The 12,582-nt window shown below is 41.5% G+C and carries 12 protein-coding genes; 4 read left to right on the plus strand and 8 right to left on the minus strand.

What is annotated here, in order from left to right; genetic code table 11:
- Window positions 1-30: 30 nt before the first annotated feature.
- The 7 genes from porN to GSY63_RS19620 all read right to left on the minus strand — a co-directional run bounded on the left by porN (window position 31) and on the right by GSY63_RS19620 (window position 7,864).
- Window positions 31-1,017 (minus strand): type IX secretion system ring subunit PorN/GldN, encoded by a 987-nt coding sequence (porN, locus tag GSY63_RS19590; RefSeq protein ID WP_166587513.1) that lies wholly within the window; start codon window positions 1,015-1,017, stop codon window positions 31-33.
- Window positions 1,018-1,024: 7 nt separating this feature from the next.
- Entirely contained in the window at window positions 1,025-2,557 is a 1,533-nt protein-coding gene (gene porM, locus GSY63_RS19595) for a type IX secretion system motor protein PorM/GldM (protein WP_166587514.1), read from the minus strand.
- Between the two features lie 44 nt (window positions 2,558-2,601).
- Window positions 2,602-3,399 carry a type IX secretion system motor protein PorL/GldL gene (gene porL, locus GSY63_RS19600; RefSeq protein WP_166587515.1) on the minus strand — a complete coding sequence of 266 codons (798 nt, stop codon included), beginning with the start codon at window positions 3,397-3,399 and terminating at the stop codon, window positions 2,602-2,604.
- A 66-nt stretch (window positions 3,400-3,465) separates the two neighbouring features.
- Window positions 3,466-4,779, minus strand: a complete 1,314-nt coding sequence (porK, locus tag GSY63_RS19605; protein WP_208094601.1) for a T9SS ring complex lipoprotein PorK/GldK — start codon at window positions 4,777-4,779, stop codon at window positions 3,466-3,468.
- Window positions 4,780-5,013: 234 nt separating this feature from the next.
- A complete protein-coding gene (locus tag GSY63_RS19610; protein WP_166587516.1) occupies window positions 5,014-5,772 on the minus strand; it encodes a uroporphyrinogen-III synthase in 759 nt (252 codons plus the stop codon).
- An 18-nt stretch (window positions 5,773-5,790) separates the two neighbouring features.
- Entirely contained in the window at window positions 5,791-6,780 is a 990-nt protein-coding gene (locus GSY63_RS19615) for a DUF4271 domain-containing protein (RefSeq protein ID WP_166587517.1), read from the minus strand.
- Between the two features lie 100 nt (window positions 6,781-6,880).
- Window positions 6,881-7,864 carry a GlxA family transcriptional regulator gene (locus GSY63_RS19620; RefSeq protein WP_166587518.1) on the minus strand — a complete coding sequence of 328 codons (984 nt, stop codon included), beginning with the start codon at window positions 7,862-7,864 and terminating at the stop codon, window positions 6,881-6,883.
- Between the two features lie 157 nt (window positions 7,865-8,021).
- On the opposite strand from GSY63_RS19620, the gene GSY63_RS19625 reads away from it, so the two are divergent.
- Window positions 8,022-8,501 carry an SRPBCC family protein gene (locus GSY63_RS19625; RefSeq protein ID WP_166587519.1) on the plus strand — a complete coding sequence of 160 codons (480 nt, stop codon included), beginning with the start codon at window positions 8,022-8,024 and terminating at the stop codon, window positions 8,499-8,501.
- Between the two features lie 131 nt (window positions 8,502-8,632).
- Here the strand turns inward: GSY63_RS19625 and GSY63_RS19630 are convergent, their stop codons facing one another.
- Window positions 8,633-9,301, minus strand: coding sequence for a hypothetical protein (locus GSY63_RS19630; protein ID WP_166587520.1), 669 nt, complete (start codon window positions 9,299-9,301; stop codon window positions 8,633-8,635).
- Between the two features lie 242 nt (window positions 9,302-9,543).
- On the opposite strand from GSY63_RS19630, the gene hemW reads away from it, so the two are divergent.
- The 3 genes from hemW (at window position 9,544) to GSY63_RS19645 (ending at window position 12,581) form a co-directional block, all read left to right on the plus strand.
- Window positions 9,544-10,665 carry a radical SAM family heme chaperone HemW gene (gene hemW / locus GSY63_RS19635; RefSeq protein ID WP_166587521.1) on the plus strand — a complete coding sequence of 374 codons (1,122 nt, stop codon included), beginning with the start codon at window positions 9,544-9,546 and terminating at the stop codon, window positions 10,663-10,665.
- Between the two features lie 347 nt (window positions 10,666-11,012).
- Window positions 11,013-11,555: a fasciclin domain-containing protein gene (locus GSY63_RS19640; RefSeq protein ID WP_166587522.1), complete on the plus strand. Its 543-nt coding sequence runs from the start codon at window positions 11,013-11,015 to the stop codon at window positions 11,553-11,555.
- A 144-nt stretch (window positions 11,556-11,699) separates the two neighbouring features.
- Window positions 11,700-12,581, plus strand: coding sequence for a cupin-like domain-containing protein (locus GSY63_RS19645; RefSeq protein ID WP_166587523.1), 882 nt, complete (start codon window positions 11,700-11,702; stop codon window positions 12,579-12,581).
- Window position 12,582 lies beyond the last annotated feature (1 nt).

Consider the following 12,582-nt stretch of genomic DNA (forward strand, 5'->3'; position numbering starts at 1 on the left):
GTTATTTATTTCGTTAAAAGATCTCTGTACTTAGTACGACCACAGGTTAAGCTCCCAGTCCATTAAAGACTTTTTCACTTTCTCTGATTCGTATAAACGATCTATGCCTTGTGCATAATCTTTAATACGCTCGTCTTTCTCGTTAGATACTTTTACAATGTAGCTATTGAAAAGCCTTTTCATAAACACGTCGTCATAGCTTAAGCCGGTTGCATCGTTGTTACGGTTAACAACCTCTTTGGTAGCTAAGATTTGGCGCGCTTCCGGAAAATACACCCAGAAAATAGGGGTATAATCAACATCGCCACCTGCAAGGGCACCACTGATTTTTGGTTTCATTAAAGGTGCAATACCAATAATGCGTGGCTCAAATACCGAACGTTGTTTGTCGAAAATCCAGTCTTCTTTAATACGGAACCTAACAACACTGTCTGGGTTAAATTCACCCGCTTGCATGGTAGAGCCGATTTTATCGCCTGTGTTTTTATCAAACTTATCAACCATTACGCTATCAGCCACACGGCTTTTAGCAGCTCCAGGGGTTAATGGTGTAGCAAAAGTATCGCCGCTTGGGTCTTCTTTGCTTGGTGTTGGATCGTAAGCAGTAAGCTCGCCGTTAGCAATAGCCTCCATCAGGATGTCTATTAATCTGGCTTTAGGAGAAGACATATACTTGTTCATCTTGTCCCTGGTATCAACCTCGCGCCATACGCGTTTTGCAAACATTACGTCAGACTCGCGCAGGTTTGGCAGTGGGGTTACTTTGGCGTTGCTAAGGTTATTCTTTTTATAATAACCATCCAGCGGACGATCAAAGGGTTTAACCGATGCTTTTTTAGACGTATCAGCAACAGGCTGTGTAGCCATAGTTGTGCTTGGCGCAGCCGCAGGCGGAGCCGTAGTCTTTTTAGCTGTAGTTTGCTTTTTAGCAGGGGCTTTTTTCTTAGTGCTACGCTTTTGCGCCATAACACCTACCGATAAAAGGCACAATACAACAACTATAATCTTCTTCTTCATATGCTTTTTAATTTGCTAACAATGATATATCATCAAGTCCGCGTTGTGTGCCATCAGGGCCAACTGCAACAATGTTGGCAAAAATAACACGTGTACCAGGCGTAACGGTTGCCATAGCAGATTTCATTGCTCCGCTAAGATCCGAACCCTGACCTGTAAGTTGAATAGGATCCTGACGAGGTTTAACTATCCATAAAGTAAAGCGGGTTACGTTAAACTTGGCATCAAACTCAAAGTTCTCCAATTTAGCAAAAACTTTGTCTTGAGCCTTAATGTTACCTGCTGCAACAGCGCCGCTGCTTTTACCTGCAAATACTGCTTTAGGATCAGGGATACGTTTAACACGGAATTCGCTGGTGCCTAAAGTTTGTGTTTTACCCGGAGCTGCTTCGCCAGATACAGTTACTTTTACGGTACCCGGATTTTTAACGTTAGCAACAAATGCACCGTCCGAACCACTGATAGAACCTTCAGTAATGCTTAATCTCAGTTTATCCTTAGGTAAACCAGGTGCCGAAACAGATAATGGGTTAGGCACACCTATGTAAAGAACGTTCATTTTATCTGGCGATACTACAGCCGATGGCTTAGCAACCTGATAAGTTTGCGTAACTTGATAGTCTTTAGTATGGCCATCATTCTGCTTCACGCTAATTTTACCTATCCAGGTAAATACCCCTTCCTTGCTAGTATTCACGGTATAAGTTCCCTGGCCTTCTTTTACAGGGATCGAAGCACCGTTTACAGTGATGTTAGGGTTAGATTTTGAATCAGAGGCAGTTAAGAAAACCTGTGCTGTATATGGCTGGCCTGCTATTACATAGCTGCTTGGTGCCACTGCTACAGCGCTAAACTTATCTAAGTTAACAACTGCCTGATCTACTTTACCTAAAATCTTTTTAACAATTTCGTTTTCAGCATTCTTAGCATCAACCTGTAATTTAGTTAATGCCGTGATAGAAGCCCCCATCGGAATACCTTCGCCGAAGGTTGCCTCTTGCCATGTTTTACGGGTTACTTCACCATTTCTTGGTGGATCAACCACGTTTAAGCTAATGTTTACACCCTGGCGGTCTTTTTCATCTAAGAAACTCAGTAATTTCTCACGGGTTTCGTCAACTTGTTTACGCAGCTCTTCGCCATGTTTTTGGGTGATCATAAAGTGAGCCGAGATATCCATATCCGAGCGGCCTTTATAATCGTGGATAGTTTCGTCGTAACCACCGCCTACGTCTATCAGCTCTTTTTTAAGGCCTTCAACATAAGTTGTAAAATCTGTAGCTACTTTACTAACCTGCTTTGCTTTATCATATATCGGTTTAGCCCTTTCAGGTTGATCCTTTAATTTTGTTTTCTCAAATGCATCAAACGTATTGTTTATACCTGTTTGTACGTTTGTTTGAGATTGCGAAAGGCTTTCCGTGATGTTTTTAAAGGCATCCAGTAAACTATCTGGTATTTGTAAGGCAACTAAGCCTAACAGTACCAGGTACAGGATACCCATCATTCGCTGCCTTGGGGTTTCTTTACCTCCAGCCATTGTTTTCTATTGTGAGTATTGAGTGAGTAGTAAGTTTAAATAAATTAGTTAGCACGTGGCTGGTTCATTGCCGAAAGCATGTTACCATAGATTGCATTTAACGAAGCAAGATTCTTCGATAAACGGCCTACTTCTTCTTTAAACTGTTTGCTATCATCTAACGACTCATTGAAGTTTTGCATAGTTGATGCTAAGCTTCCGTAGAATTTGTTCATAGCTTTTAAGTGCGCGCTCGAATCCTGTAATTCCAATTCGTAAACGGCATTTAATGATGATAAATTTTTAGCAAGATTGTTAACCTGCTCGTGATATGCTTTTGAAGACACATCGGTATTAGCCAGCTCGTTTAAGTTAGCTGATGCTTTTGAAAACGCGGCGCTAAGGCCATCGTAGCTTGCAGTTGCAGTTTTTACTTTAGCAGCAAACTCGTTAGTAGCCGCACCTGCATCGGCAACGCTTGAAATAGTAGCAACTTTATCGCCGAAGGTTCTTAAACCATCGCCCAGGCTACCAATTAATTCAGGACCAATTTTAGCGTCTGTTAACATTTTATCTAATGCAGCAGTGCTACCGGTTGGCAGCGGCTGCGCTTGTGCACGTACAACAGGAGCGCCAGTATAGTCAGGGGCAATTTCAGGGTAAGCTTTAGTCCAGTCTACCTCAACGTCTTCGCGTTGAAATCCTAAAAGGAAGAATAGGAATGCCTCCATTGACAGACCGATTGCAATAAAATAGGTACTTCCAGGTAAGTGTAAGATTTTGAACATTAGTCCAATAATTACAACTGTTGCACCCCAAGATACGATGTTACCAATTCCGTAAGGTTTCTTTTTACCAGCCATAAGAAAGTTTTGTAGTGAAGATGATTGTTTTAAGTGATTATTTGTTTTGGGTATTAATTAGAGTATTTAGCGTTTGTCGCGGATGTCGCGACCCTGGTAACGGCTTACACATCTGAAACCGATATACGATTTAGCAGTATCTTGATATTCATAAGCACGGGTTGAGTTTTGCAGGAAATAACCGATATCTTTCCATGAGCCACCTTTTACTACTTTACGTTTCATAGATTCAGGATCACTTGCCTTAGCCTCGTAAGTATATGTAGGTGCCATATCGTGTACAAATGTTGGAGCAGATTCGTCATAAGCAGATGAAGTCCACTCGGCTACGTTACCAGCCATGTTGTACAAACCATAATCGTTAGGGAAGTATGAACGTACGTTTACTGTGTAAGCGCCGCCATCATCGGTATAGTTACCACGACCTGGTTTAAAGTTAGCTAATAAACAACCCTTAGCATTTTTGATGTAAGGACCGCCCCATGGGTAATCCGTACCTATCCTGCCACCACGCGCAGCATATTCAAACTCGCCTTCGCTTGGTAAGCTGTAAGGTAAGCGGTGAGGTAATTTATGAGAATCTTTGTATGAATCGTTGTAACGGGTGCGCCATACCGTAAACGCACGTGCCTGGCGCCAGTTAACGCCAACAACAGGATAGTTTCTGTAAGCCGGGTGAGAGAAATAACCTTCAACCATAGGCTCGTTGGCGGCATAAGAAAAGTCTGACAACCATACCAATGTATCTGGATAAACAGGTACAGTATCGCGGAAAATGAAGTCAGAACGTTTTTTGGTTTTATCGTTATGGTAGTTTGCAGCGTCGCGCAATACCATTAAAGAGTAGTTGTATTTTAAAAGGCGTACGTCAACCTCGTTACGGTCAAACACACGGTCGTCGCCCTGGTAGTACATGCCCTGTAATTTTTGAGCATTGCCGGCTTTTGCACCTTTACCTGTAGCCCAAACCGGGTGTTGTTGTACATACGTCCAGTTAATGATTTTTTTACCACCGGTATTGGTAGCGCCTTTAGCCGGCTTAAGGTAATATTTGTCATCGCCCATGTAACTGGTAATGGCGATGGAGTCGCGCACCCAGTTCACAAATTGCTTGTACTGGCTGTTGCTTAACTCGGTTTGATCCATAAAAAATGGAGCAATGGTAACCTGTTTGTTCTGTGCAATCTGCGCAAAAGTTACATCCTGATCTGTTTGGCCCATTAAAAACGAGCCGCCTGGTATATAAACCATGCCATAAGGGATTTCCGCTCTGAACGATTTTTGTGGCACGCCCTTCACTTCCCCCCTATCATTGCCACGGCCGCAACTGCTTAATATTCCAACGATCAGCAAGACAAATAAATAGTATACTTTTTTCATTATTAATCAATGTAACGTACAAAATTAACTTTACCTTAATTAGGGTAATTTCGGTAACTAAAATACAAAAACTTTTTAATACCACTATTAAAAGCCATGTTTTAGTAATAATTCAGCAACGCCTATTGTAACTTTTAAGATGTAATTATCTTTAAAGTGTACAAACCACACGTACTAATTAAAACTACTCGCTTATACGGTATTCCGGTTTAAAGGTTATCTAAAAAAGATAAATTATTTGTTAACCTGTTTTACATATTGCTCAATAGCCATCGTCATAGACGGTGCGCTAGGCGTTGGAGCAGGTATGTCCAATATCAGGCCGGCATCAAGCAATGCTTTATGCGTTGTAGCTCCAAACGCTGCAATACGCGTATTATTTTGCTTAAAGTCAGGAAAGTTTTTGTAAAGTGACTGAATACTAGATGGGCTGAAGAATGCAATCACGTCATAAAACACCTCTGCCAGGTCAGAAAGGTCGCTGCACACGGTGCGGAACAACACTGCAGGAGTAAAGTTATAGCCATTATCAAGCAAAAACTTTTGGGTTTCTTCTGCTGCTACGTCCGAGCATGGGTACAGGAATTTCTCGCCAGAGTGTTTTTTTAGCACCTCGGCCAGGTCGGCCGCGGTTTGTTTGCCGAAAAATATCTTACGTTTACGGTACTGAATATATTTTTGAAGATAGAGAGCGATGGTTTCAGACAAGCAGAAATATTTCATTTCTACAGGCACCTCAAAACGCATCTCTTCGCAAATGCGGAAAAAATGATCGGCCGAATTTCTACTGGTGAAAATAACCGCTGTAAAATCAGCAAGGTTAATTTTCTCCTTACGAAAGTCTTTGGCAGGTACACCTTCAACATGGATAAAAGAGCGGAAATCGATCTTAAGTCCGTGTTTCTTAGCCAGTTCGGCATAGGGGTTCTTGTCGTTTTCAGGCTTCGGCAAAGTAACCAATATACTTTTTACCTTTTTTTTTCTGTCTTCCAATTTTCGTAGTCTAACTAGCTAAGTCCTAATATTCAGTGCCTTTATAAGTATTAAAATCGGGCAAATTTCGAGGGCACAAAGATAGATAAATAAATAAAATTTCGGAAATTGAAACGTAGAAATAATATTAACACTGCTGCGCAAGTACTGCCATATGAAGATGATTACCACTATAATTAGTGCCAATGCGAGCATGTAGGGGATATATTTGGCCGTAAGCAAGCTAAAACACAAAGCCACCGGTAAAAAAACAAAAGTGATGTTAAAATAGGTTAAATACAGCGTGGTGATGTATTCGCTTACTATTTTACTGATGTTGAATATAAAGCCAATAAACCGTAATAAAAGCAATTTTACCGCAAAAATAGCGATGATTAACAGCGACAGGGAGACAAACAATTGAATGCCGCTAATGCGATAAAATATTTCGTAATAGGAAGAAATTTGGTAAAGAAATAAACCAAAAGTTAAGCCAAAAAGCAGAAATAAACCTATAAAAGCCCACGAGCTGAGCAACCCATCTTCTTTACTTACCTGCGAAAGCACCCGTTTACTGTAAAAAGACTGCGCCACATTAATAATATCCTTGCTCACCGCGCGATTAAGTAAGGCTGCGTAAGTTATAAGAGCAACAATAATTAAGATGATACCCCTGTCGCGCGTATGGCGGTAATGGCCTTCGCGTACGATACTTTGTTTTGAAGCGGTAGGCATTTGCATGAAACCATAGCCTTTGTAGGTTTCGGTTTTAAGCATCAGGTCAACAAACTGGTTATGGCGGGCACTGTCGGGCATTTTTACATACTGCATGGCGATAGAATCGGCCACAAAAGCCGCGCGTGATCGCTCGGCCGTAGCAACTGAATCGAGCAGGCGTTGTGCTGCGCTGGGCATGTAGCGCCGCACTACCGGACTATCTGTTTGGGTAAAAGTAGCCGTACTATCTTGTTGTGCAAACCCCAGTTTGCATAAACAAAGCAGTAACAACAAAAACAGAGCATTCCGCATACAGCACCTAAAATTTAAACGGCACAAATCTAACTGAATAAAGGCTAAAAATTTGCACGATGAAATGTTTTATCTGAAAACAATTATTGCCCATAACCACCTATATACTATTATTATATCTTTCCCGGTAATCAACCGGCGACATGCCTGTAATTTTCCTGAACACCTCCCGAAAGGCCTTTACATCTGCATAGCCTACCTCGTACATCACCTCGTTAATAGTTTTACGGCTGGTTTCAAATGCTCTTTTTGCCGATTCGATCTTTACCCTTTGCAGATACTCAAGCGGGGTATTGCCCGTTGCTTTGATAAATCGTCGGTCGAAATTCCTGCGACCGATGGCAAACCTGGCCGACATATTTTCGATAGAAATTTTCTCATTCATCTTACTTTCAATATAGCATTGCGCTTCTTTTACCATTTCGTCGCCATGCTGTTTCTGTCCTTTAAATATGCTAAAGGCCGACTGGCTTTGCCTGTCCATCTCTATCTGGAAGATCTTCGAACAATAAATGGCAACCTCCCTATCGTAGTATTTCTCTACCAGGTAAATGATCAGGTTAAGAAAAGAATAAGCGCCGCCATTGGTATAGATGCCGTTCTCATCGGTGATTAGCTTATCTGCCTGCAAATTCACTTTCGGGAACATATTTCTGAATGTCTCTTCGGCCGACCAATGCGTTGAACAACTTTTACCATCCAGCAGCCCGGCCGACGCAAGCATAAATGCGCCGGTACAGATACTGGCAATTTCGGCCCCACTTTTATATTGCTTCCCTACCCAATCTATCAGTTGTTTATTACCTCCTATCGCTTCCTGAAAATCGCGGACCAGTGAGGGAACAATAATGAGATCCGTTTTGGTGATGTTGGCAATATTAGTTTGCGGCCTTACGCTAAACATCCCATTATAAAACTCGGCCTGTGGCAAAATTCCTGCCAGTTCAACTCTGAATACTTCGTTTTTGCCATTCTCCTTCCAATATTTGTTAGCAACGGCGAATATCTCGTAGGCTCCTACTATGCTCGCCAGCGTACTTAGGTTGGTTTGTCCGTCGGGTACAATGATGGTAAGATGTTTCATGGCGTTCTTTTTAAGCAAGTTAAAAATTTAGCATGTCCAAATCAACCCACTACAAAGTCTATTTCACACCCTTAGTAAGTGATTATCAGACACTAACTTTATCTTTATAAACTGACCGCCAATTAAAAATTATATTAACCTTTAAAAACACCAAACCATGCAAGACCATAATTTCACTGCCGATTTTCTGGTAGACCAATCCCCAGCCGTAGTATTTAATGCAGTTAACAATGTTACCGGATGGTGGGCGCAAGACTTTAGCGGCGAATCAACAAAACTGAATGACGAATTTGAAGTACGCTTCTTTGTAGACCTGCATTATTCGAAACAAAAGTTAGTCGAAGTAATACCCGATCAGAAAGTTGTTTGGCTGGTAACCGACAGCTTGTTGACGTTTCTTGACGATAAAACGGAATGGACAGGCACAAAAATCAGTTTCGAGATCTCCAAACAAGGCGATAAAACGCTGCTGCATTTCACACATACTGGTTTAACACCCGAAGTTGAATGTTATAAAGATTGCGCTAATGGATGGACCCAGTTTCTGCAGCATAGTCTACTGCCCTTAATAACTACAGGCAAAGGAAATCCCAATGTACTTGCTGAGCAAATGGAGCAAAAAGCAGCGGAAGATTAAGGGAAATTAACGGCTGTTGTATGCAGGCAATATTTGCCTGTATACAACCTTTAATAAGATAATAAGCCTAACCGACTTCGGCATAAATTATATCTCCCGATTTAACATCAGGTCTCGAGTTCAACTCTTTCTTATTTGTCTAAGGTATAACTCTTTTCAAACATTATTTCTGAATGGTAATCGGGCAGTGTTATTTTACTTTTTGCTGTGGATACAATTACCAGGGAATCGTTTTGTACTAAACCTTTGATGGTTCTGTATACAATTTCTTTCTTCGGATTTTCAACCAACTCAACTCTGATAATATTAGGTAAGTCGCCATTTTTTATATTGACTATCTTGTTCTGTGTTAAATAGCCAAATCTTTTCTGTTCTTTATTTAATAAATATTCTATTCTAATGGCAGCAAGTTTATCAATGCTTGAAATATCTTGAAATGAAATTTCAAGATCGTTATTTTCATCTAAGTGAAGTATATTTTCAACATTCTCTAAATGAGAATTATAGTCATAAATATATTGAATTTTTATTTCCTTATTCTTTAATTCTGATTTTTTGTCGGTGAAAAGGTGAATATGATATTTACGTTCGCTATTTTTCTCATAAGTTACCCTCAAATCATTTTCAACAACTTCATAATTGTCGTAAAAGAGAATTGTGTCCTTACACTTTTTCCAGATTCCTTTGTATTCCTGCCAAGTAAAACAGCTAACATTAGGCCTGCACCAAAAATCAAAAGTAGAGTTAGTATTTAATGTGATTTCATTCACTTTGGGTTCAAAAAAGCCAAGCTTTTTCAAGGGGCTCTCTTTTAGGGCATTCGAGGTGTCTTTATTATAAAAAGCGTTTTGTAAGTTACTATACGTTATCGGTGTGTTTTGTGCAAACAGTATCTGCCCAAAGAAAATGAGGATAATCGACGAAATAAAACTATTTATTTTTCTCAATTGACTAATGGATCAGGCTAATCAAAAATAGCATTTTCGATTAAACAATTCATAACGAAAAACGAAAACGTACCTTTGCATCTTTGTAATGTCCAATGGCCGGTATCTATATCCACATCCCCTTTTGCAAGCAGGCTTGTTATTATTGCGATTTCCATTTCAGCACTTCGTTAAAGTACAAAGACGATATGCTGGACGCCATCATCCGAGAAATAACGTTGCAAAAGAACTATTTACTGGGTGATAGTATCGAAACCATTTACTTTGGCGGGGGCACACCTTCTCTACTCGACGCTGGCGATATTAACCGCATTATTGACACCCTTGGCCAGCATCACAGCATTAGCTCGGATTCAGAAATCACTCTGGAAGCCAACCCCGACGATCTGGATCAGCAAAAAGTACAAGCCTTGCGTAGCACGGCTGTCAATAGGTTCAGCATTGGCATCCAGTCATTTTACGACGAAGATTTGTTTTGGATGAACCGTGCCCACCGCAGCGCCGAAGCAGAGGCTTCTGTAAAACGGGCGCAGGATGCGGGGTTTGAGAACATCACCGTCGACCTGATTTTTGGTTATCCCCTGCTTACCGACACCAAATGGAAGCACAATATGGACACCGTTTTTGCCTTGCAGGTGCCACACGTATCTGCCTATTCTATGACGGTTGAACCTCAAACCGCGCTGGCTAGTTTCATCAAGAAAAAAGTATACGCCCCGCTTAACGAGCAGCAAAGCGCCGAACAGTTTTTAAAACTGGCAGATGCCATGCAGGTAAAGGGCTTCGAGCATTACGAAATATCCAATTACGCCAAACCAGGGCATTACTCTAAACACAACACCAATTATTGGCGGGGTGTAAAATACCTTGGCCTCGGCCCTTCTGCCCACTCCTTTAACGGCGAAGCCCGACAGTGGAACATCGCCAATAATGCCAAATACATTTCGGCAATTAATAACAACGAGATCCCTGCAGAAACTGAAGTTTTAAGTGAAAAGGATCGCTTGAATGAATATGTAATGACTTCCCTGCGCACCATGTGGGGGCTGGATCTCAATCATCTGGAAACCATAGCCGTCGGAGCTAAAACTGAACGTCTAAAACCTGCAACCGAGTTTCTGGAAAAAGAATGGATTACGCAAAAGGACAGTAAACTCGTCCTTACCCGCGAGGGGCAGTTGTATGCTGATACTATTGCAGCAGAATTGTTTTTTTAAGAACCTATTACACCAAAATCCCAATTTGTCATTGCGAGCGATAGCGCGGCAATCTCGTCGCATGTATTATCGACGTATGGCTACGAAATTGCTTCGTACCTCGCAATAACAAATATTCGAGTTAACTCTCACTTGCGCGCGATTGCATCGCGTGCTTAACACTTCCTTGCGTTTACAACTCTTCTCCACGCCCATTATTTACCCCGAAATTCACGCGTACATACTCCAAAAATCCCTTCGCGGTTTCCACCTTTTATACTCCAAAACTTACTACGATATACGGTCGGCTAAACAATCCGTAGGCACTCCACCGCCGTAATTTCTATCAAACACAACAACATAAATCGATGAGAAAATTATTTATTGCGGCCTTTGCTTTAGCAGCTATCGCATTTGCGCCCAAAACATTTGCACAAACTAAAATGGTAGGCGGTGCAGCTATGTACCCAACCAAAAATATTGTGGAAAACGCTGTAAATTCTAAAGACCACACTACACTTGTTGCCGCTGTTAAAGCCGCCGGATTGGTTGAAACTTTAGAAGGCGATGGACCATTTACCGTGTTTGCACCCACCAACGAGGCTTTCGATAAATTGCCTAAAGGCACTGTTGAGTCTCTGCTGAAACCGGAAAACAAAGCTATGCTGACTAAAATTTTAACTTACCATGTAGTGGCAGGCAGATTAAGCGCAGCAGACCTGATGGCCAAAGTTAAAGAGGGTAAAACCGAATTGGCAACCGTTAGCGGTGGTAAATTATGGGTAAAACAAGATGGTAAAAAACTTTACCTGGTTGACGAAAAAGGCGGTAAATCATGGATCACTATTGCCGACGTATTTCAGAAAAACGGTGTTATTCATGTAGTGAATACCGTTTTGATGCCCAACTAAAAACCTGTGATCAAACATATAACTCTCACAAAGCCCGGGTGCAAAAAACATCCGGGCTTTTTTGTAAGTAGACGGTAAGAAAATAAAACAATGTTGACGTTAAATGCTTTGATGCATACATTTGCACGTTAAATTATTGTGAACATGGGTCTTATTTTATCGCAGATCGACCGCGTTGAGCATATCAGCAAGGAAGATTTTGTTAACAATTACTTAATACCTCGTAAGCCGCTGGTGATACGCAAGGCCACAGAAACCTGGCCTGCTCTGCAAAAATGGACATTCGAGTATTTAAAAGAAACCGTTGGCGAGCAAATGGTGCCGCTATACGATAGTTCTAAAGCCGACCCAACCAAACCCATTAACGCTTCTGCTGCAGAGATGAAGTTTGCCGATTATATCGACCTCATTCAGCGCGAACCTACAGACCTGCGTATTTTCCTGTTCGACCCAATTAAACACGCCCCGGGCTTGCTCGACGACTACCGCTCGCCTACCGACTTGATGGGCGGCTTTTTAGATAAATATCCTAATATGTTTTTCGGCGGAGCAGGATCCGTAACGTTTCTGCATTACGATATAGACCTGGCGCATATTTTCCATACCCATTTTCACGGTCGTAAACACGTTATGCTGTTTGACTACAAATGGCGCGAGCGCTTGTATTGCATCCCGTTTGCTACTTATGCATTGGAAGACTATGACATTGAGAACCCCGATTTCAGCAAGTTCCCCGCATTGAATGGTATCGAGGGGCAGGAAACCATTTTAGAACATGGCGACACCCTGTTTATGCCCACCGGCTACTGGCACTGGATGAAATATTTGGATGGGTCATTCTCTATTTCACTGCGCGCCTGGGATAAATCATGGGGAGTAAAAGCTAAAAGCCTGTATAACTTAACAATACAACGCAATTTCGACAACTTCATGAAGAAAAATTTCAAGAAGAAATACATGGATTGGAAAGAAGAACTTGCTGTAAAAAGGGCTAACAAAGCTTTAGCCGAAAACGAGCCGAAGTAGC

This window comes from Mucilaginibacter agri (genome assembly GCF_009928685.1).
GTDB lineage: Bacteria > Bacteroidota > Bacteroidia > Sphingobacteriales > Sphingobacteriaceae > Mucilaginibacter > Mucilaginibacter agri.